Origin of the sequence: Mammaliicoccus sp. I-M35 (assembly GCF_022386455.1) — a bacterium.
In the GTDB taxonomy this organism is placed as follows: domain Bacteria; phylum Bacillota; class Bacilli; order Staphylococcales; family Staphylococcaceae; genus Mammaliicoccus; species Mammaliicoccus sciuri_A.
Genome location: NZ_JAJNIL010000003.1, coordinates 47,526 through 68,365, shown reverse-complemented (window position 1 = coordinate 68,365; position 20,840 = coordinate 47,526). Strand labels below are relative to the sequence as shown.

General features: G+C 32.3%; 23 protein-coding genes. 6 read left to right on the top strand and 17 right to left on the bottom strand.

The genetic code is table 11. From position 1 onward, the window contains the following. Positions 1-47: 47 nt before the first annotated feature. Positions 48-494 carry a MarR family winged helix-turn-helix transcriptional regulator gene (locus LQ679_RS04580; protein WP_025904738.1) on the top strand — a complete coding sequence of 149 codons (447 nt, stop codon included), beginning with the start codon at positions 48-50 and terminating at the stop codon, positions 492-494. A 95-nt stretch (positions 495-589) separates the two neighbouring features. Here LQ679_RS04580 and cydC read toward each other — a convergent pair whose 3' ends face one another. Together cydC and LQ679_RS04570 are read right to left on the bottom strand one after the other, a co-directional pair. Then, the gene (gene cydC, locus LQ679_RS04575) at positions 590-2,257 is read right to left on the bottom strand and encodes a thiol reductant ABC exporter subunit CydC (protein ID WP_239762200.1); all 1,668 of its coding nucleotides are present in this window, start codon (positions 2,255-2,257) and stop codon (positions 590-592) included. Beyond that, positions 2,254-3,867, bottom strand: coding sequence for an ABC transporter ATP-binding protein/permease (locus LQ679_RS04570; protein WP_239762196.1), 1,614 nt, complete (start codon positions 3,865-3,867; stop codon positions 2,254-2,256). The genes cydC and LQ679_RS04570 overlap by 4 nt, the downstream gene beginning before the upstream one ends. A 160-nt stretch (positions 3,868-4,027) precedes the next feature. On the opposite strand from LQ679_RS04570, the gene LQ679_RS04565 reads away from it, so the two are divergent. The 3 genes from LQ679_RS04565 to LQ679_RS04555 all read left to right on the top strand — a co-directional run bounded on the left by LQ679_RS04565 (position 4,028) and on the right by LQ679_RS04555 (position 6,249). Continuing rightward, the gene (locus tag LQ679_RS04565) at positions 4,028-4,873 is read left to right on the top strand and encodes an undecaprenyl-diphosphate phosphatase (protein ID WP_025904735.1); all 846 of its coding nucleotides are present in this window, start codon (positions 4,028-4,030) and stop codon (positions 4,871-4,873) included. An 84-nt stretch (positions 4,874-4,957) separates the two neighbouring features. After that, positions 4,958-5,794: a hypothetical protein gene (locus tag LQ679_RS04560; protein ID WP_239762194.1), complete on the top strand. Its 837-nt coding sequence runs from the start codon at positions 4,958-4,960 to the stop codon at positions 5,792-5,794. Next, positions 5,794-6,249, top strand: a complete 456-nt coding sequence (locus LQ679_RS04555; protein ID WP_239762241.1) for a YaiI/YqxD family protein — start codon at positions 5,794-5,796, stop codon at positions 6,247-6,249. Before LQ679_RS04560 ends, LQ679_RS04555 begins: the two co-directional genes overlap by 1 nt. Before the next feature lie 18 nt (positions 6,250-6,267). On the opposite strand, the gene LQ679_RS04550 is transcribed toward LQ679_RS04555, so the two are convergent. After that, positions 6,268-6,519, bottom strand: a complete 252-nt coding sequence (locus LQ679_RS04550) for a hypothetical protein (RefSeq protein ID WP_078099953.1) — start codon at positions 6,517-6,519, stop codon at positions 6,268-6,270. Positions 6,520-6,593: 74 nt separating this feature from the next. Here LQ679_RS04550 and LQ679_RS04545 point away from each other — a divergent pair, with 74 nt between their 5' ends. Beyond that, complete coding sequence (locus LQ679_RS04545; protein ID WP_107576896.1) at positions 6,594-7,163, top strand: LOG family protein; 570 nt, start codon at positions 6,594-6,596, stop codon at positions 7,161-7,163. On the opposite strand, the gene LQ679_RS04540 is transcribed toward LQ679_RS04545, so the two are convergent. The 10 genes from LQ679_RS04540 to LQ679_RS04495 form a co-directional block, all read right to left on the bottom strand. After that, positions 7,138-7,608 carry a 2-thiouracil desulfurase family protein gene (locus tag LQ679_RS04540; protein ID WP_126476690.1) on the bottom strand — a complete coding sequence of 157 codons (471 nt, stop codon included), beginning with the start codon at positions 7,606-7,608 and terminating at the stop codon, positions 7,138-7,140. The two genes, LQ679_RS04545 and LQ679_RS04540, sit on opposite strands and share 26 nt — an antisense overlap. 12 nt (positions 7,609-7,620) lie before the next feature. After that, the gene (locus LQ679_RS04535) at positions 7,621-8,160 is read right to left on the bottom strand and encodes a GNAT family N-acetyltransferase (RefSeq protein WP_037589273.1); all 540 of its coding nucleotides are present in this window, start codon (positions 8,158-8,160) and stop codon (positions 7,621-7,623) included. A 68-nt stretch (positions 8,161-8,228) separates the two neighbouring features. Beyond that, positions 8,229-8,561, bottom strand: coding sequence for a DUF779 domain-containing protein (locus LQ679_RS04530; RefSeq protein ID WP_025904728.1), 333 nt, complete (start codon positions 8,559-8,561; stop codon positions 8,229-8,231). Further along, complete coding sequence (gene exaC / locus LQ679_RS04525) at positions 8,562-10,082, bottom strand: acetaldehyde dehydrogenase ExaC (protein ID WP_103362177.1); 1,521 nt, start codon at positions 10,080-10,082, stop codon at positions 8,562-8,564. A gap of 504 nt (positions 10,083-10,586) precedes the next feature. Further along, positions 10,587-12,158, bottom strand: a complete 1,572-nt coding sequence (locus LQ679_RS04520; RefSeq protein ID WP_239762192.1) for a GldG family protein — start codon at positions 12,156-12,158, stop codon at positions 10,587-10,589. 86 nt (positions 12,159-12,244) lie between these two features. Then, positions 12,245-12,538 (bottom strand): hypothetical protein, encoded by a 294-nt coding sequence (locus LQ679_RS04515; RefSeq protein ID WP_037589276.1) that lies wholly within the window; start codon positions 12,536-12,538, stop codon positions 12,245-12,247. A gap of 68 nt (positions 12,539-12,606) precedes the next feature. After that, the gene (locus LQ679_RS04510) at positions 12,607-13,458 is read right to left on the bottom strand and encodes an SA0632 family lipoprotein (protein WP_159315788.1); all 852 of its coding nucleotides are present in this window, start codon (positions 13,456-13,458) and stop codon (positions 12,607-12,609) included. A 70-nt stretch (positions 13,459-13,528) separates the two neighbouring features. Beyond that, on the bottom strand, positions 13,529-15,571 hold the full coding sequence (locus LQ679_RS04505) for a cation:proton antiporter (protein ID WP_037589278.1): 2,043 nt from the start codon (positions 15,569-15,571) through the stop codon (positions 13,529-13,531). Positions 15,572-15,589: 18 nt separating this feature from the next. Then, positions 15,590-16,027, bottom strand: a complete 438-nt coding sequence (locus tag LQ679_RS04500) for a GNAT family N-acetyltransferase (protein WP_037589279.1) — start codon at positions 16,025-16,027, stop codon at positions 15,590-15,592. Between the two features lie 11 nt (positions 16,028-16,038). Continuing rightward, positions 16,039-16,791, bottom strand: a complete 753-nt coding sequence (locus tag LQ679_RS04495; protein ID WP_224658829.1) for a sulfite exporter TauE/SafE family protein — start codon at positions 16,789-16,791, stop codon at positions 16,039-16,041. 144 nt (positions 16,792-16,935) lie between these two features. On the opposite strand from LQ679_RS04495, the gene LQ679_RS04490 reads away from it, so the two are divergent. Beyond that, complete coding sequence (locus LQ679_RS04490; protein WP_037589281.1) at positions 16,936-17,619, top strand: DUF1129 family protein; 684 nt, start codon at positions 16,936-16,938, stop codon at positions 17,617-17,619. Between the two features lie 592 nt (positions 17,620-18,211). Here LQ679_RS04490 and LQ679_RS04485 read toward each other — a convergent pair. The 4 genes from LQ679_RS04485 to LQ679_RS04470 all read right to left on the bottom strand — a co-directional run bounded on the left by LQ679_RS04485 (position 18,212) and on the right by LQ679_RS04470 (position 20,833). Beyond that, positions 18,212-18,727, bottom strand: coding sequence for a hypothetical protein (locus tag LQ679_RS04485; RefSeq protein WP_239762190.1), 516 nt, complete (start codon positions 18,725-18,727; stop codon positions 18,212-18,214). A gap of 57 nt (positions 18,728-18,784) precedes the next feature. After that, on the bottom strand, positions 18,785-19,312 hold the full coding sequence (locus LQ679_RS04480; RefSeq protein ID WP_239762188.1) for a GNAT family N-acetyltransferase: 528 nt from the start codon (positions 19,310-19,312) through the stop codon (positions 18,785-18,787). A 115-nt stretch (positions 19,313-19,427) separates the two neighbouring features. Next, entirely contained in the window at positions 19,428-20,132 is a 705-nt protein-coding gene (locus LQ679_RS04475) for an amino acid ABC transporter permease (RefSeq protein ID WP_235906933.1), read from the bottom strand. Positions 20,133-20,137: 5 nt separating this feature from the next. Beyond that, entirely contained in the window at positions 20,138-20,833 is a 696-nt protein-coding gene (locus tag LQ679_RS04470; RefSeq protein ID WP_037589283.1) for an amino acid ABC transporter permease, read from the bottom strand. Positions 20,834-20,840 lie beyond the last annotated feature (7 nt).

Genomic DNA, 20,840 nt, shown 5'->3' with positions numbered 1-20,840 from the left:
TTCAAAAAATTAATGAACCATTGCATTTGTAGTTTGGGGGAAAGATTATGCCGGATAAATTAGATATCCAAAACCAATTGTGTTTTAATTTGTATAATGCGCAACGACAAGTTAACCGCTATTATTCAAACAAAATTTTCAAGACGTACAATATTACATATCCACAATATTTAGTATTAACGATTTTATGGGAAACCGCACCGGTCAATGTCAAAAAGCTTGTAACAGACTTAGCCCTAGATACAGGTACTGTATCCCCTTTATTAAAAAGAATGGAAAATTTAGATTTAATTAAACGTGTACGTTCTGAATTAGATCAAAGAGAAGTGTTTGTTCATCTAACAGAAAAAAGTGAACAAATGAAACCACATTTACACCAAGCTTCACATTTAATTCAAGATGTATCAGAGTTAAATGATGAAGAAACTAATCAATTAAACAACTTATTACAAAAATTGATCAATAATGTAGATAAAATCAATCAAGAAAAATAATACAGCAAGCATCTATCATCTTGCTCAAAATAAATAAGCATATCACGCAACTGAATGCTCAGTTTAAAGTGATATGCTTATTTTTTGTTTGTTAGTTATTCTAATTGTTCATTATATTGAATAACTTTATATAAATAACCTTGTTCTTTAATGAGTTGAGAATAACTACCTTGTTCAATGATATGTCCTTCATTCATGACGATTATATGATCGAAGTTTTGTAAATATTTCAAGTTATGCGTCACAATCACAATTGTATCATCTTTATTTAATAAGAGATTCATAACATTTTCTTCATTTTCTTCATCTAATGAAGCTGTTGGTTCATCAAGCAACCATATTTGTGCTTTTCTTAATAATAATCTTGCTAATGATAAACGTTGACGTTCCCCACCTGAAATATTCTCAGCGTTTTTAGTTAGCTGCTGATCTAAGTTTAAATGATTTAAATTTACGGCGGCAAGAACGTTTGTCATCAGCTCATCTTCTACTTCAATTAATAAATTCTCTCTTACTGTGCCTTCGAAATAATGATTATGTTGCAACATTGTATTGATTTCATTCACATAATCTTCTTGAATCACATGAGACAACTGTTCATTTTTATAGGATAAAGTACCCTCGTTCACACTATATAATCCCATTAATATATTAAGCATCGTTGTCTTACCTGAACCTGAAGGACCTATAATAGCTACATGATCCCCTTTATTTATTTCAAAGTTAATTTGAGATAACGTTTCTCTTTCTTGAAAATCATATTTAAACATTACATTCTCTGCTTTATACAATGCATGATTTTGAACTGAACGTTCTTGAGGCAATTCAAATGATTGATTGATGACTTCTTCTATATTTTTAAGACTTCGCTCTGTATCCGCTTTGTAAAAAGCAACATTAGTCATCGGGATAGCTTGTTCAAATAACGTAATTGTAATCATTAATATACTCGCAAAGAATACAGCGTTTAATACACCTTCTTGAATTTGCCAAATACATAAGATCGTCATACACCAAATACTCACCATCGATGATAAATTCAGCATAAAGTCATAAGAACTTAAAAATTTCTGTTCTTTATATTTTTTATCTTCATATTGATATTGTTTATTTAACACTTTCTCTTTAAATGCACGATATTGTTGAAATCTTTTTAATTCTGAACGTCCTTTTTCAAAATCAAAATATTCAGCAACATATGCTTCTTCACTTTGTTGAACAGCTTCAGCCAAACTTTCAGCTCTTTTAGCTGATAAATAAGGGATGATGATGACTGACATCAACATTGAAAGTCCTATAATCACACCTGCATATATATTGAAATTAATCATCACGAGTATTGTTATAAATGTTGTTATAATAATAACAATTGGTGGATAATATACTCTGAGTAAAATATTTTGTAATCGTTCAACGTGGTTTACCATTTGCGTTAATAAATCGCTCGAACGGTATCTTCTAAATACGTTTGGAACGATTGGAATGAGTTGATTAAACAAGCTAACACGTATATCTCTCAACATTGTAAATGTAGAACGATGCGAATATAATCTTTCGAAATATCTAGTTATTGCACGAACAAAACCGAATAACTTAATAGATACAATTAAAATCATTAATGCATATAAAGGTGTTCCAAGCGCACTTTTAGATATCATATATCCACTTAAAGCAAACATTCCAAGTGCAGTTAGCATGCCAAATACGCCTATTACAATAGAAAGATAGAAGTCTTTATCAAATTTAATTTTTAATTTTTTCATGACGTAGCACCACCTTTTTGAGATGCGTCATATGATTGAACTGTTCCATTATGAATTTCTATATAATCAGTGGCATATCTCAACACTTCTTTTCGATGTGCGATTGTGAGAATAGTCTTTTGATGCGCAAATTGGTTAACAGTTTGCACGATAAGTTGTTCGGTTTCAATATCTAATCCAGTTGTCGGTTCATCAAAAATAACCACATCTGGATCAAGTAATAGTAATCTGGCTAGTTCTATTCTTCTCATTTCTCCACCAGACAACATTTCATAACCATCACCAATCATAGTATGCATACCTTTAGATAATTGTTTTACTTTTTCAAGTAAACCCACTTCAGTTAACACTTCACTAACACGATTTTCATCATAATTTTGGAACATCGTGACATTTTCATACAAAGATGCACTGAAAATATAAGGTCTTTGGGATAGATACCCCATTTTGAGTGGTTTTTTATAAATAATCTTACCTTCATTGGGATTCAATTCATTTAACATAAGTTTGATTAATGTCGATTTACCTGCACCACTCGGTCCAATAATTGCAGTATGATGATTTTCTTTTATACTTAAATTGATTTGATCAAATGCAAAATCTTTACGATCTGGGTAAGTGAATGATACATGATCAAATTGAATGATATCTTCATCATTCATATTTGAATCAATATGAATGTTTGAAGCTTGTATAGATGCTTCATTATTCATATCTTCAATCAATTCAATATAACCTTCACTTTGTTTACCCGTATGGAAAGCTTGTCCTAGGTCTTTAATCGCATTATAAAATTCTGGTGCTAATAATAAAGTAATAATGGCAACTACAAAAGATACATCGTGAAATACGATTAATCTCAAGCCCACTTCTAGCGCAACTATACCTATTCCAAGCATCGAGATAAATTCCAACATTAAGCCTGATAAGAAGGCACTTTTCAAAATTTCCATTGTTAAATCTCTAAATGACGTACTAGATTTATAGATTTTTTCAGTCGTTTCATGTGTTCGATTGAAAAGTTTTAACGATACGAGACCTTTTATTAAATCTATAAATTCTGCTGCAAATTGATCTAACGATTGCATTTGGTCTTTCGCTTTATCACGAGTTCTCAGCCCAAATACAATATAGAACAGTGGAATAAACGGCGCTGTAATCATCATAATTAACGCAGCTGGCCAATGAATAAAGAGTAATGTAACGATAATCGATACTGGGATAATGGTTGATTTGAAGACTTGAGGCAAATATGATTCATAAAAAGGATGTATACCCTCAACCACTTCAGTAATCATTGTTATTTTAGTTCTATCTGTTTCATTATTTATCAATTGATGTCTAACATCTCTTTTAACTTTATATGAAAGTTTTTGTCCTGATAATTGATTAAGGTAGTTAAAGCATGCTCTTAAAAGCAATACAATGAGCAAGATTGCTAGCCATAAATAAAGTTGTTGTCCATTTGATTTTACGACGAGCATTTGGTTAATAATTTTTCCTAAATATATATTTTGAAATACGACTGTTAAACTTAATAAAAACGAAGCGAGAAACATAAATATTTGCAACGTTTTATAATGCATACTATACTTTGTTAAATCTTTCACAATCTCACCACCTTGTTCCATTATAACGCCTTTACGAAAAAAATAAACTAAAATGTATTATTAAATATTAGCATATTACAATGTAATATTTGGTACAATGATGATACGGTGATTGTCTCTAGATAACCACAGACTTTCATAAAAACAGAGGAGCAAAGCTATGTTTATATTAGAATTAATAAAAGCCATTATATTAGGTATTGTTGAAGGTTTAACAGAATTCGCACCTGTTTCATCTACAGGTCATCAAATTTTAGTAGATGATATGTGGTTAAAATCTAAAGCCTTTCTTGGAAGCGAATCAGCATTCACATTTAAAGTTGTGATCCAATTAGGTTCGATCCTTGCAGCTGCATGGATATTTAGAAATCGATATTTTGAAATGTTACATATTAAACAAAATGAACAGCAAAAAAGAAAATTAAAATTGTCACATATTATTGTCGGGCTTGTACCAGCTGGTATTCTCGGACTATTATTTGATGATTTCATTGAAGAACATTTATTTAGTGTCCCAACTGTATTAATCGGTTTATTACTTGGAGCTATATATATGATTGGTGCGGATATGTATTCTAAACGCGTCACAAATCCACACAAAGTAGATGATATGAACTATCCAAAAGCATTTGTAATTGGCCTATCTCAAGCAATTGCATTATGGCCAGGATTTAGTCGTTCAGGTTCAACTATTTCAACAGGTGTCTTCTTAAAGTTAGATCACAAGGCAGCTTCTGACTTTACATTTATTATGGCAGTACCTATTATGTTTGCAGCAAGTGCAAAAGCGTTACTTGGAAATCTACAATTTATAACATTAGATCAAATACCTTTCTATATTGTAGGGTTTATCGCATCATTTATATTTGGACTGATTTCAATCAAATTATTCTTAAAACTGATTAATAGAGTAAAATTAATACCTTTTGCGATTTATCGTATTATTTTAGTTATTATTATTGCTATTGCATATTTCGGTTTTGGAATTGGTCAGAATATCGGCTAACACATCGTACCAATCGTTTGAAGATTATGATATAGGGTATTGGAGTAAGATATATTATAAGAAATAACTACGGAGGAATGACTCATGAATGATAAAGTTAAATTAATTGTTAACACATTACCACTTGTATTAGTACCATTAATTAGAGAACGCAAAAAAATAAAAGAACATCCAGATGTTAAACATGTAACTGAGACGACTGTTGATTTTTCACATAAAGTAAAAGATAAAACAATCGAAACGAAAGATAAAGTTGCAGAAAAAACACAACCTGTAAAATCATATGTCGTTCAAAAGAAACGTTTATATGAGTACAACAAACAAATGAAACAACCTTTTAAAGAAGAACAAAAAGAAGCAAAACAACAACAAAAAGAAATTGTTCATTTAGATAAAAAACTTCAAAAAAATATCGATGCTCGTAAAAAAGAAGAAGAAAAAGCACAAAAAGAAAATAAAAAAGCGCGTATTAAAGAACTCACACACTACCAAAAGCTTGAAGAACAACAAGCTAAAAAAGGTGAAAAACTTCAAAAAGAAAACGAAAAAGATGTATCTAAGTTAGATAAAAAGTTACAAAGTAATATCGAAGCACGTGAACAAGAAGAACAAAAATTAGAGCAACAAAACAAAGAAGAACGCATTAAAGAAATAAAGAAATATGAGGGACATCAAATGAACACAGCAACTACACAAAGCAGTCATGCAAAATCAATCAACGACGTAAGCTCTAAACAAGCAAAACCAAACATTCAAGAATTAGTCAATGAAAGAGTTAGAAATGAGAAAGAAGAAAAATCTAGTCATCTTCTATTTAATCAACATAGATCGTCTATGTCTCAACATATCAGTCAATTTCCATATGATGAACATACATCTGAACATAAAAAATCTAAAAAAAGATTTCGTCGCAATAAATGATTAACAGAATTATTATAGATGGAGATGCTTGTCCAGTTACGGATGATATCATTCGCTTAACTCAACATACAGGCATCTCTGTTCTTATTATTAGAAGTGTTAACCATTTTTCACTAACAGAATATCCCGATTATGTTTCAACAATATATGTTGATCATGGTGCTGATAGTGCAGACTTTAGAATTGTCAAATTGACGCAACCAGATGATATCGTTGTAACGCAAGATTACGGACTAGCGAGTCTTCTATTAAATAAAGCCCTTCACGTTATCCACCATAAAGGTTACGAGTATACATCTCAAAATATTGAACAACTGTTAACGCAAAGACATATTTCTGCTAAAGTACGTCAACAAGGTGGTAGAACGAAAGGTCCTAAAAAACTCACACAAGAAGACCATAAAGTTTTTTCAGAATTTCTATCAAAATTAATAAAAAAACATTCTGGACAATGATAATCGTCCAGAATGTTATTATTCTATCATTTGTTTTTTAGCTTTTTCTAAATTAACTTTATCTGTTTCTTTCATTTGTTCTAATTCTAAACGCATCTTATCTGTTTCTAATAAGTAGTTCTCATGCTTTAATTTTTCAAGTTCTAATTCATCTTTAACACGTTGGGATTTAATTTTTTCTATTCTAACCGTTTTACTTTGATGGTTTTTTATAAGACCCGCTACTGATGAAATAAGCACAATAAGCACGACCATTAAAAATATATTCACAGTTATACCCCCTTCTTAAATAATAGAAGTATCTTTTAAGTTATTATACTACATATGTGAGAGGAGTAATATATATGAAGAAAATTGCTGTTTTCTGTGGTGCAAGTAAGGGAAATGACCCAATTTATACAGAACAAGCTTATGCGTTAGGTAAATATTTAGCCGAAAATAAATATGAATTAGTATATGGTGCCGGATCAACTGGCATGATGGGAGCAGTAGCCAATGGTGTCATTGACCATGATGGTATTGCTATTGGCGTAATGCCAAGATTTTTAGGAGAACGTGAAATCGCTCATGAAAATTTATCAGAATATCATGTTGTCGAAACAATGCATGAAAGAAAACAAATGATGTCTGATATGGCTGATGCATTCATTATGTTACCTGGTGGTGCTGGTTCTTTAGAGGAATTCTTTGAAATTTATACATGGTCTCAAATAGGACTACATCATAAACCAATTGGTGCATTAAATACTAAACAATTTTTCAATCCATTAAGTTTAATGATTGATCATTTAATATCGACTGAATTTATCAGTTCAGATTATAAAAATTTAGCGATTATTAAAGAAAATATCGATGATTTATTTAGTGCTATGAAAATGGCACAACCCGTTAAACTTCGTGATTATCAAAAATAGTTAAAAATGTTTTTTCATCATAGACATTAATATCATTTAATGTAAAGAGGGCTGTCGTGACACCGACACCTTCTTTTTTATTTCCCGTAAATGTACCATCGTATATAACAGTACTACCACATGAAGGACTGTCACTTTTCAGAATAACTGTATCGGCATTTAAATCTTTAATAATAGAGAGTGCACGTTTAGCGCCTTCTTTAAATTGTATTGTGACATCACGACCTGTAACAGTCATGACCTTTGCTTGGTCATTCCACACATCATAACCATCTCCTCCGATGATTTCTGCTGGTTCTCTTGGAACTTGTAAGCCACCTAATATTTCAGGACAAATACTAATCGCTTTCTTCTCATCTATTAAATTCTTATAGAATAAATCCAACTTATGGTTGCCATCATACCTTACTTTTTCTCCAACTAAACATGCACTAATAACGATCATATCATCTACTCCTTACAATACTTTATGATATAAAACATGTGCTGCTAAATCATCATCATGTATGACTTTTGGATGTAAGAAATTCCTAATATGGTTCATTTCTAATTTTTCCATGACTCTTCTGGAAGGTTTATTAATTTCCGACGTAAAACTATACACTTCATCGATACCTTTTGATTTAGCATACGTTAATACCGCTTCCGCCGCTTCTGTTGCTAACCCATTACCCCATACATCCTTATCCATGCGCCAACCTATTTCATAAAAAGGTAATTCTGGGAAACTTAATTCGCTACCTTCTGGAATATAATTCAAACCTACCATACCGATAAAGCTTTTAGTTTCTTTTAATTCCACAGCAAATAAACCAATTTCATGTTGATCGATGACTGATTTCATTTGGTTAATCGTATTTTCAGTCGCACGATAGCTCAATATATCTGGAAAGTATCTTCTTACTTCAGGACTTGCATTCATACTTTGAAATAATGCAACATCCTCGTCTTTCCAATTTCTAAGTATTAAACGTTTTGTTTCAATGTAATGTTTCATTTCATTCACCCAACCTTTATCATATTCAAAAAAGGATGTACTAATATTTTAGCACATCCTTCAAAAAATTATGATCTTACTGAACTCCTAATGTGAAACCTCTTCCCAGTTGGGCCTTCTATACTAAACATACCGCCTCTTCCATCGACAACATCGACTTCTAAATTCGTATGTTTCCAATATTCATATTGCTTATTATTCATATAGAATGGGACACCTTCAATTTCACCTAATTTCACATCTACATCTCCAATAATTAATGTTCCTTCAACAAATAACATTGGAGAGCTACCATCACAACATCCACCTGATTGATGAAAAATAAGGTTTTCACCATGTGTTTTCTTTAATTCTCTAATGAGTGATTTGGCTTTTTCAGTAGCAGTGACTTGTTCAGTCATTTAGAACAGTCCTGCAGGCTTCTCGTCATAACTCACGAGTAAGTTTTTAGTTTGTTGATAATGTTCTAACATCATCTTATGGTTCTCACGGCCAATACCACTCATTTTGTAACCACCGAAAGCAGCGTGAGCTGGATAAGTATGGTAGTTATTCACCCATACACGACCTGCTTGGATACCTCTACCAAAGCGATATGCTTTATTTTGGTTTCTAGTCCAAATACCTGCACCTAAACCGTATAAAGTATCATTCGCCATTTCTAAAGCTTCTTCATCATCTTTAAATGTTGCTAATGATAATACTGGTCCAAAGATTTCTTCTTGGAATATTCTCATATTTTGTGTGCCTTTAAATATCGTTGGTTCAATATAGAAACCATTTTCTAATTCTCCAGCTTCTTCTCTTACATTACCACCAACTAATACTTCTGCACCTTCTTGTTTACCAATGTCTAAATAGCTCTTAATTTTTTCAGCTTGTTCTTGTGAAGTTTGTGCACCAAGCATTGTTTCTGGATCTAGAGGATTACCTGTCTTAATTTGTTTTACACGTTCGATACATTTTTCGATGAATTTATCATAAATATCTTCATGTACCAATGCTCTTGATGGACATGTACATACTTCACCTTGGTTAAGTGCGAACATAACCAACCCTTCAACAGCTTTATCTAAGAAGTCATCATCTTCATCCATAATATCTTTGAAGAAGATATTTGGTGATTTACCACCTAATTCAAGTGTTACTGGAATTAAGTTTTGACTCGCATTTTGCATGATGATACGACCAGTAGTTGTTTCACCTGTAAATGCAACTTTATTAATATTTTCATGTGTTGCTAAAGCTTGTCCTGCTTCTGCACCAAAACCATTTACAACATTAATCAAGCCTTCTGGTAATAAGTCTTGAATCAGTTCAATAAGATGTAAAATAGATACAGGCGTTTGTTCTGCTGGTTTAAGTACAACAGCATTACCTGTAACGATTGCTGGCGCTAATTTCCAAGTAGCCATTAATAATGGGAAGTTCCATGGAATAATTTGACCTACAACCCCAATAGGTTCCTTAAAGTGATACGCTACTGTATTGTCGTCAATTTGAGAGATTGCCCCTTCTTCTGCTCTGACCACACCAGCAAAGTATCTAAAATGATCCACAACTAATGGTAAATCAGCTGCTAGACATTCTCTAATAGGTTTACCATTATCAAATGTTTCAATAACTGCTAATTCTTCTAAATTTTCTTCAATACGATCTGCTATATCTAAGAGTAATTGCGAATGTTCAGCTGGCGATTTTTTCGCCCACTCAACTTGTGCTTTATGCGCTGCTTTAACTGCTTCATCTATGTCTTCTTTTGTAGAACGAGGAATTTTTGCATATACTTCACCAGTAACTGGTGATCCATTATCAAAGAATTCTCCATTTTTAGGATCCACCCATTTACCACCGATAAAGTTCTGATACTTGTCTTTAACTTTGTATTTTGCATTTGCTGCAGTTGGATATTCAAAAGCCATATTAAAACGCCTCCCTTAAATTAATTACACTTTAATTTTAATCTAGGAAAACGCTTACATCAAATAAAATGCATTTTACATTATTAATAAAAATTTAAATAAAAAGTTACAAATATCTATATATAAAAAGCGTCTGGAGCATAAACATATGCCCAGACGCTTTATTATCTTATTGAGAGAGTGTGCTAACTGTCAGAATTCCGAATTCTGGTAATTAGAATGCTGTAACTTCCATTATTTCGAATTCTGGTAGTTAGACTGCTGTAACTATCATTATTCCGGATTCTGGTAATTAGAATGCTGTAACTTCCATTATTTCGAATTCTGGTAATTAGAACGTGCTAACTTCCATTATTTCGAATTCTGGTAGTTAGACTGCTGTAACTTCCATTATTTCGAATTCTGGTAGTTAGACTGCTGTAACTATCATTATTCCGGGTTCTGGTAGTTAGGTGGGTGCTCTCTTACGGACATTTCTCAGAATTCTGTCCCTAACAGCACCCGTTATTGTACGTTCAATGTTGTTTTAGCTATCACGTTGCCGCCTGATAAGACTTCAACTTCTACTTCGTTATCTGCTTCGTTTGCTATTTTGGATTTAAAATACCAATCGGTTACACCGTTTTTAATTTTTGGTGATACTGAACTTGAAACACCTGGTGCTTGTCCGTCGAACATACCTACTTCTTGTCCGTCTTTATTTTTGATCGACAACTGGAATTTATGATTTACTAATTTCGATTCATCGACATGGACTGTTATTTGAAATTTCTCTTGTTTCTGAACGGATGATGGCATTTCAAATGCACCTTGGTCACTGTTAGATGATTGATTATTATTTTGTTCTTTTGAACGAGACGTCGTTGATTGATCAGCTTTCTTATTTTTACTTTCTGAGTTTGCACCATAACTTCCAGATGCATAAGTTGATGAATCATACCATTTATATCCTTGTTTAGGTGTTCCCCAAGGTTCTTTTTCATTTTCTCTACTGTTCTCTGGTTGTTCAAAATTTAACAACTGTGTTTTTTCATCAAGTTGAACATTCATAGATAATAAATCTTGTTGGTCATCTTTTTTATTTAACCATTCTACAATTTGCATAATCATTTTTTGGTTATCTTCTTCTTTAAATCCATCATAAGTCTTTTTAGTTTCACCGTTGTCTTCACGTTTATACTTTGGTGACTTATCTTCTACCATTGAAGAATCACCTATAAATGCGCCTTTACCTTTAGATACTTTACTCACAGCAATATATGGACCTTCATTGCGGCCACCACCATTGTATATACCTTGGTCTACAGCATGATTCCATGCATCATCTGTTGATAATTTAGGAACAAAAGCGACACCTTTTGCTTTATTAGGATCTGTAATGGCGATTGTTGAACCGGCATGCATCGATACTGCTTTAACACCTTTAGTAATTCCAAAGCTATCTTTTTCATCCGCTAAATCATCTACTTTAATGTTACCTAATGCATTGTATCTAAATCTTAAGCCAAACACTTCGTTTAAGAAATCTCTACTTTGAACATTTTTCATCTTATCTGACGAGCTTTCCTCAGCGTTCATGCCTTTTGTAGGATTATCAAAAGCACCTCTTCTATAACCGTTCATCACTTCTGAAGAATCATATCGATTAAAGTTTCTATCGGCATTATAATGATCACTAATCATTAATATACTTCCACCAGACTTCACATACTGCTCTATAGCGTCTTGTTCACTCGCTTTAAGTGGATTATTAGCCTCTGGAATAACAACGACTTCATATTTTTTCATCTTGTCATAATCTAATAATTGGTTATACCCTAAATCTGTTACTTCATAGTTTTCTTTAGTTAATGCATCAGCAAAATCAGAAAAGCCACCATTGATGACCCAATCTGCACTGCCCGCTGTTTGACCATGTGCACTATCAAACAAGACTTTCCCTTTAATGTCATCACTTTTAGGTGATAATATAATTTTTCCATCTTTGCCTTCTTTCTCAGTTGCGTCATTTGAACAACCCGCAATAACAAAGACAATCAGTGTTATTAAACTCAATATCGACAGTTTAGACTTCATTATATTTCTCCTTATGTATAAAATATGGAGCGAGTGAGAAATCTTTTAAACTTAAAAGATTTCATCATCCCGCTCCGTTATGTGTACTATGCTTTTCTAATATATGTTAGCAGTTTAATTGTTACAGGATCAGTATCATAATTTTTAAAGCCTCTAGGAACTTCAATCGTTGCATCAATCAAATCGTTAACATCATTAAAACGATATGTGACTTGATTAATATTAGATTTGCGATTAAAATTTACTGCTTCTGATGGCCAACTTCTAACCTCACCTGTTGTTGATTGTAATGTTCGACCTGTGATTGTTTCGATTTCATGACCTAATTCTAATAATGTCATTTTTCCGCCTTCAATCAGAACAAATTCTTTTTCGTGCACGATGACATCCCTCTTTTCAAATAATCCTTTGTTGTTTATTCCCTAATACAATTCAGTCTAAACGCGACTTATAAATCTAATTTAAATGATTTTACTTTATCAGTTGCATCATCAAATGTAGCTGATTTACTTACACCACCGTGTATATTAAAAGTAGCACGGTTTTTTTTAAGCGCATCATAAGCTTCATGGGAAATTGGAATAGATTTTAAACTTTTTGTCTTTTCACCAGGCTGATATTCATCTGTATTTTCTTTAGACTTTTTCATGTACTTTTCATTGTGAGAGTCTGGTATAAATGATGCATAATCAGATCGTTGTTTATGACTGCCATCTTGAATAGATGCCGTATTATCATAGTATAACTTATGATTAGAAGTATTTTCAGTTAATACTTCATACATCACGACATAACCATTTTTCGCACCGTTAAACAGTAAGACCTGTCCTTCAGGCATGTTATGCACTTGGAAAATTTGCAAATGATCAATATTGACTTTCATGCCACTATCTTCAAATTGAAAATGTTTATCTTTAAGATCATGAATGAGTTCAACATCTCCATTTGTTGACGTTCGAATTGTATTAGGAAATGGCTTTTTTACTGAGTCCTCTTTACTTTCAGCACTTGAAGTTTCTTTTTTGTCTGAAGAATCTTCTTTGCTATCTTTAGATTCTTCTGTATCTGATTGATTACTTTTCACTTCATCTTCAAGTTTTTTTAATTGTTCTTCTTTATCTTTAATACTTTCTTTTAACTTTTCATTTTCTTTTTCTAAAGACTTTTTATCTTTTTGATAATCTTTAGTCGATTTCTCTAAAGATTTAATTTCTTGTTCTAGATTTTTCTGTTCATCATCATTGCCACACGCTGCTAGAATAATTGATGAGCTCACCATAAGTAAAAGTGCCTTCTTCATAGGTGTCGCCTCCTATATATAGTCTTAAACATTTTACCACACAACATGTAAGCTATCTATTGAAAACAAACTATATGCTGTTACCGAGAACAATCATTTCATCATAATTAACAGATTCTCTTAGTTTGATTGCCATAGAACGACTGACTTTACCTTCTTCTGTTAACTGATTAATCATTTCTCTTTGAATTCTTAATGCGTAAATTTCCATTTCTGTATATACAGCAGTGTGATTACCTTTAAAGTAATCAGGCGTTAATCTTTCAACTTTGTTTAAGTAAGAATCACATACAATACTAATTTCAAATTCATTGTTGTCATTCATTTCTTCGGTTAATCTTTTAACAACATTGAAATGCACTTCTTTACTGATAAATCTCATTTCTTTAATGTTACTTTCAATTGAAAGTGAACTTGTAGCATTGATGAATGTTTTAATTTTTCTACGTCTAACAAATAATTTCAACATTAATTTCACTTTTGTATATAATGAAGCATTTTTAAATGTTGATGAACGTTCAGTAATTTGTCTGTAGTTATCAAATGTACTTTGAGATATTTTATTTTCTTTAATAAGTTTATCCAACGTATTGAATTCTGTATCAATCGCAATGCGTTGCATACGTTCTAACTCTTTAATATCTTCGTCTTTTTCTTCATTTTCTCTTAAGAATGATAATTGCATATGATAACTACGTGTGATTTTACCGTAAATATAGCTTGTTTCTTTACTGTAAAATTCTTGTAGATTTTCTAATGCACTTTCAATTAATAAAATTTTCGCTTCGTTAAATGTTAATAAACTTTGATCTTTCGGTTTAGCTTTTGGTGTAACGAGCGGCAATATTAATTGCGCGAGCACAAGACTGATTAAAATAACACCAGTTGCGATAAACAATAGATGATCGCGATAAATAAAATCAGTGTGTTCTGACAATTTAAATGGCAACATCAATGCGATTGCTAATGAAATGGTACCGTGAACACCACAAATCGTCATAATAAATGCATATTTAAAACGATTTGGTTTATCTATTTCTGACTCTGGCGCAATATCTTTACCCGTATTTAACATTTTAGAAAATCGACTTTCTGGTAAATAGAAATATGGATATGAAATAAGCACCCAAATGTATCTAAATAGATACACTAATGCAGCTACAAATAGTGTAATACCAATAACATGCATAATTTCATGTTGTGGTTCTTCTAATATATTAATCATGACCTCAGGTATTAAGAAACCTAATAAAATGAATACAAAACCGTTTAATAAATAACTCAATAAATCCCATGTATGATTATATGTTACTTGCTCTTTCGTCGTTGCTTGAGCAATTCTGTCTTTTTCAACACCGTGAATTAAACCTGCAACAACTGCAGCAATAATACCTGATGAATGGAATGTTTCAGCAATAATATAAACTAGAAACGGCGTAATAACCTGGATGAACGTCAACATATTACCGTTATTAATCCCATTTCGAGTTAAATAAACACGTAACTGTACAACACCATAACCAATGATAAGACCAACAATTGCGCCTCCGATTGCAGTTATGAAGAACTGGCCAACTGCACCAGTTAATGAGAATGAACCACCTACTAATGCGGCTAATGCAATCTTAAATGATAAGATACCTGCAGCATCATTTAGTAAAGATTCACCTTCTAATATAGTCATAGAACCTTTAGGCAATAATTTACCTTTCGCAATAGCTTGAACGGCTACCGCATCTGTAGGTGACACGATTGCACCAATTGCAAAACATGCAGCTAATGGTAATTCTGGCCAGATAATATGTAATAAGAAGCCTAGACCAATAACTGTTGAGAATACAAGCACTAATGCCATAGACATAACGGGTTTCAAATATCTCGCTAAATGGAAACGTGATACCGAAATACCTTCTAAAAATAGCAATGGTGCGATAATTCCTACCATAAATACTTCTGACTCAAAGTTTAATTCAACTGGAATTGGAGATAAGAATATAACAAAACCAATTATGATTTGAACAAAACTTAAAGGTATCTTAGAAATATAATGATGTATGATTGAACTTAGGATGATACCCATGATGAACCATAAGAAACCTTCAAATATGGCCATAAAATTCCTCTCTTCTGTTTAAAATAACTTTTTACGCATAATAACTTTTTCAACTTCGTAGTCCATTGATTCATTTATTTGAATCATTGTTTTATTGTGAGCATGGACTGTTGAAACGATGGTATACGCACCCATTTCTTTCGCCCACTTTTCTATTTCTCGTTTCAAAGCGGTTGCTATACCTTTATTTCTATGACTTTTCTCAACGAGAAGGTTGTATATCTTAACCTCTCGATCATGAACATTATATTTCGCCCATATAAAACCGATGCATTCATCTTGAATTAAAGCACCTTTCAAAACACTCTTCTCATATTCAAGAGATCGCTTTATCGCTTCATATTCCAATGATGTAGCAAGTCTCAAGCTTTGATTTTCATCTTTAAATGATGAAGCAGCCATTTCACTAATGCTATATATCGTTGCGTCATCTTCTATATTTTTTATGACAAACATTTTTACCCTACCTAATTATTCTCGATTAATAATTTAATTGCTAAAATAAATATAATAATAAACATTATGATTTTTAGTTTCTTTTCAGGTAAAGAAACTGTTAAACGACCACCTATAAAACCACCTAATCCTGAACCAAGTGCTAAACTTATGGCAAATGGCCAATTAACATAACCTTGAAAAATAAAAACAAAAGTAGATAATGATAAGTAAATCGTTATAACTAACGTCTTCATACACTGAACTTCAGCATAAGTCAGTCTTGGCATAATTAAATTTAAAGCTATAATAAATAAAAATCCTACAGCAGCTTGAACAATGCCACCATAAATACCAAGTGCTAGAAAAACAATAATGAGAAGTACAATTCTAAAGACAGATAATTTTTCAGATTGTTTTTGTGAATCTTTCCATCTGGTAGGAATAATCATTACGATTAAAACGAGAAGCATAATAATACCTAACATGCGGTTAAAGACAGCATCCGGGAGATTTATAGCGAAATGAACGCCAATAAAAGAGCCAATTATAGCAGGCACACTTAACATTAAACTCAACTTAACATTTTTCATGCCTTTTATATAAAACACATATAACGCTAATAAATTTTGAACTAAAATCGCAACCCTGTTCGATGCGTTCGCAACAGTAGTTGGTAGTCCAAAAAATATAAGTAATGGCAAAACAATTAATGAGCCACCAGCAGATACGATATTAATCGTTCCTGCAAAAACCCCTACTAAAAAGATAATAAATAATGTCATGATCTCCAAGACTACACCACCTGTTACATTTAATAATATCGAAAAATGAATCATCTGTAAAAAGTATAAACCTCAAATTTGTAATGTTTTTATTAGAAAATACTTGTTAAAATAAAATTATTGATAACAGAAAGGAAAACGCTGATGAAAAAATCAACACGCGACCTTATAATTGAAAATAACGTAAAACGATTAAGACTCAATAGTCACGATAGAGAAGTTTACGAAAATTATATAACATACGTACGTGCAAATTTGAGCATCAATGAATATGACTCAGAGAAAATGTTGCTCAATATACTTAATCATTTATTAAGCGCCGAAAAAGACGGCATGCATGCCATGGAATTTTTTGACCACGATCCAAAAAAACATGCCGACACGATGATTAGAAATATGCCAAATAGAACATTCCAGAATATATTTAAATTTATCGGATTACACATCCTTATTTTGTTAGGTGTATTTTCATTCATAAGAGGGTTCACAGGATTCTTCACACAAGTTGAATTCACATATCTTTATACATTCCTCATCACCTTTGTAACAGGATTTACGATGATTTTTATATTTATATGGATGATATTTAAAGTCGTTCAAATACGAATATATAGCGAATCCAATTGGACAACCATGATTACTAATATATTGATATTCGGGACATTAGTTGTAACGATACTAGCCTTTTATTTACCAGGCGTCTATTTACAATTAGGACCTAAAATATATACATCAAATTGGGCATATATCATACTTTCATTCATACTAACACCACTCGGATTATATATAGATCACCATAGAAAAATAGACCAACCCGATTCAAGGTAGATAGGACAAGCGGAGCAGGACAATAGAGCAGAACAAGCGGAACCATCATTGATTATGGTTCCGCTTGTTTCATTTTATGTGGTATTAGGAAATTGGGAGCGGGACAGAAATCTAATTTGTATAAAAAGATTTCGTAGTCCCGCCCCGGCAAGGATGACTAGAGTTGAAAAAAGCTTGGTACAAGCGCATTTTCAATTCAGTCATCTACTGCCAAGATACTATAAGAGGCTAAGACATTACATTATGTCCCAGCCTCAATCTCATTTTCGGGTCGATATTTTTTTTTATCGGCCCGTAAATCTTGTTTTCGGGTCGAGAATTTTTTTTATCGGCCGGCAAATCCTGTCTTCGGGTCGATAATTTATTTTATCGGCCTGGTAATCTCATTTTCGGGTCGATATTTATTTTTATCGGCCTGCAAATCCCATTTTCGGGTCGATATTTATTTTTATCGGCCTGGTAATCCTGTTTTCGGGTCGATAATTTTATTTATCGGCCTGCAAATCCCATTTTCGGGTCGATATTTATTTTTATCGGTCCATATTTCTCGTTTATGGACCGGTAATTTATTTTATCGGTCCAGAAAGTCACCTCATATAACAAAAGTTCCTATATATAGAATTAAAAATATCAGTAGCGTTTCAATATTTATAAAAATTACATTTGGTCTAATACCTTTCTTGTGTCTTGTTACATAATTTATAAGGATGCCAATATAATAGACAATCGTTATGCCCCATATTAGAACTAATAATCCTATTCCATAGTCGTTGTTTTGAATTAAATGTATGCCTAATAGTAATAACCATACTGATTTCATTACATTACCAGCTACCTCAAATGGATCAGATACAATTTTGAACATTTTATCTATGGTTTCTGTTCTAAACAAATTCGTATAAGATGTTAAATCACAAATCACTTGTAGGAACATCGATACACTCATCAGTATTGTAGATATCAATCCTAATATCAATACAATGCCATTTAAGTCCCCTTCAAGTTTTGCATAATAAATTAAAGGAATTTGGCTAAAACAAATAAAGATTACTGTAAACATCGTATGAATAATATAGAATTTTTCATTTTTAATTAAGTTATTAGCCAATAATAACAAACATATATAAACACCCAGCCCTACTACCACCATGCTACTCACCTGTCTTTAATAGTTTTCATTTACGATGGCATATAGGTAATGGTCTTTCCATTCGCCATTGATTCTTACGTTAGATCTGTTTAGTCCTTCGCGTGTCATGCCTGCTTTTTCTAATACTCTAACTGAACCGATATTTGTTGGTTGAACGCCTGCTTCAACTCTATGAAATCCTAATTCATTAAATGCGATACGAATGACTTCTTTTGCTGCCAATGTTGTAATACCTTTTCCGTTATATGCTTCGTCTAATGCATAACCCATCATACAGCTCTGAATATTGTGTCTAACGACTGCAAATAAATCTATCGTTCCGATTACTTTATTATCTTCTTTATGTACAATGACATAGTGATAACCCTTATCTTCAGTCATATCTTGTAAATGTTTATCGATAATTTTTCTGTAATTATAAAGTTGGTAGTCTGAATCTTTTCTATCTGCTGCTGAATATGATTCAAATAGTGCTCTATTACGTACATCTATATCTAATAATTCACTTGCGTCTGTCATTTCTACTGGTCGGATTTCAATCATGTTGCACCCCCGATATTTATTTATCTATTAGTATACACTTATACGATGTAAAGTTATAAAAAAACAAGGTCATAGTTAAAATTTCCTAGGAAATGATAATCTATGACCTTGCGCTTTATGTTTGATATAAATATTTTCCAACTCTGTTTTCCATCTTGCCAAAAATCCATTCGAAAAAGATAGCCATAATCCAATATATTGCACTAGCTATAATATATACTTCAACAAAACGATAACCATCGTTAGCAATAATTTGGCTGATTGCAAGTATTTCTGTTACTTGCACGACAAACGCGATAGCTGTTCCTTTAATTAATGCAATAAATTGATTACCTAAGTTCGGAATTGCATAACCTAAAGCTTGAGGTATCACAATTCTCATAAGTATATGTCGCTTTCTAAGTCCAACAGTAAGTGCCGCTTCTATTTGTTTATCATCAACACTTCGTAAACCACCACGCATCACTTCTGTTAAATAAGCAGCTGAATGTAATGTAAATACAAATAATACGATTGCTAAAGGATTTATACCATCAGGATTAATGTTCAACTGCCACATTTTGTTTAACCACTCTATGACTACAGGCGTCCCATAATAAAAAGCAAACAACTGAACGATGAGTGGAGTCGATCTGAAGAATGAAACAAATATGACAATGAGTTGATTAATAACTGGATACTTAGCTTGTCTTATTAATGCAAAAGCAGTACCTATCACTAAACCAATTACCATACTGACAACTGCTATTAATAACGTTGTTGGTACACCTTTTAAAATATCTCCAACATGTTCATACATAAAAGGAAAATCTATCGTCAAATTGCTCACCTCATTTGTTCAGTTTGATATGGAATATTGTATTTCTTTTCTAAAAGCATCACGATAAATTCGACTATGATACAGATAACCCAGTAAATTATGCAAATCGCGACATATACGGGAAACATACCTAGTCCGTAGTTATTACCGATAATTAAATTTACTTGTCCCATCATGTCGATTAAACCGATTGTAAACGCTAATGATGTGTCTTTAATCAGCTCTATAACTTGATTGCCGATGTTTGGTAAACTATTTCTAAATCCTTGTGGAATAATAATTCTTAATAAAATCGTACGATCATTAAGTCCGACTGTTTTCCCTGCTTCAATTTGACCTTTATCAACAGAGTTATATCCAGCTCTCATCACTTCTGATAAATATGAACCAGTATGTAGCGTGAATGTCAAAATCACAAAGAAAAGTCTACTAAAATGATTAATATCAATGTAAATCCACTGCAATATGATTGGTAACGCAAAATATACTAAAAATAGTTGTAATATAAGTGGCGTACTTCTAACAAAGGATACATATAATTTTACGATTTGGGATAGTGCAGGTACTTTTTTGATTCTAATAACTGCTAATACTAGCCCTAATATCATCGCAAATAAAAGAGAAAGAACGGTTATTAACAATGTTATTGGTAGTTTATCCAGTATTTGCACAAACAAATCTGGCCAAGTAGTTGTTCCCATATGTCTC

Bases quoted from the DNA above. Each gene is read 5' to 3' on its own strand.
- LQ679_RS04520 (WP_239762192.1), bottom strand. From the start codon at position 12,158: ATGAAGTCTAAACTGTCGATATTGAGTTTAATAACACTGATTGTCTTT.
- LQ679_RS04480 (WP_239762188.1), bottom strand. From the start codon at position 19,312: ATGATTGAAATCCGACCAGTAGAAATGACAGACGCAAGTGAATTATTA.
- LQ679_RS04470 (WP_037589283.1), bottom strand. From the start codon at position 20,833: ATGGGAACAACTACTTGGCCAGATTTGTTTGTGCAAATACTGGATAAA.
- LQ679_RS04565 (WP_025904735.1), top strand. From the start codon at position 4,028: ATGTTTATATTAGAATTAATAAAAGCCATTATATTAGGTATTGTTGAA.
- LQ679_RS04500 (WP_037589279.1), bottom strand. From the start codon at position 16,027: ATGTTTGTCATAAAAAATATAGAAGATGACGCAACGATATATAGCATT.
- LQ679_RS04545 (WP_107576896.1), top strand. From the start codon at position 6,594: ATGAAGAAAATTGCTGTTTTCTGTGGTGCAAGTAAGGGAAATGACCCA.
- LQ679_RS04580 (WP_025904738.1), top strand. From the start codon at position 48: ATGCCGGATAAATTAGATATCCAAAACCAATTGTGTTTTAATTTGTAT.
- LQ679_RS04540 (WP_126476690.1), bottom strand. From the start codon at position 7,608: ATGATCGTTATTAGTGCATGTTTAGTTGGAGAAAAAGTAAGGTATGAT.
- LQ679_RS04510 (WP_159315788.1), bottom strand. From the start codon at position 13,458: ATGAAGAAGGCACTTTTACTTATGGTGAGCTCATCAATTATTCTAGCA.
- LQ679_RS04490 (WP_037589281.1), top strand. From the start codon at position 16,936: ATGAAAAAATCAACACGCGACCTTATAATTGAAAATAACGTAAAACGA.
- LQ679_RS04535 (WP_037589273.1), bottom strand. From the start codon at position 8,160: ATGAAACATTACATTGAAACAAAACGTTTAATACTTAGAAATTGGAAA.
- cydC (WP_239762200.1), bottom strand. From the start codon at position 2,257: ATGAAAAAATTAAAAATTAAATTTGATAAAGACTTCTATCTTTCTATT.
- LQ679_RS04560 (WP_239762194.1), top strand. From the start codon at position 4,958: ATGAATGATAAAGTTAAATTAATTGTTAACACATTACCACTTGTATTA.
- LQ679_RS04505 (WP_037589278.1), bottom strand. From the start codon at position 15,571: ATGGCCATATTTGAAGGTTTCTTATGGTTCATCATGGGTATCATCCTA.
- LQ679_RS04495 (WP_224658829.1), bottom strand. From the start codon at position 16,791: ATGACATTATTTATTATCTTTTTAGTAGGGGTTTTTGCAGGAACGATT.
- LQ679_RS04530 (WP_025904728.1), bottom strand. From the start codon at position 8,561: ATGACTGAACAAGTCACTGCTACTGAAAAAGCCAAATCACTCATTAGA.
- exaC (WP_103362177.1), bottom strand. From the start codon at position 10,082: ATGGCTTTTGAATATCCAACTGCAGCAAATGCAAAATACAAAGTTAAA.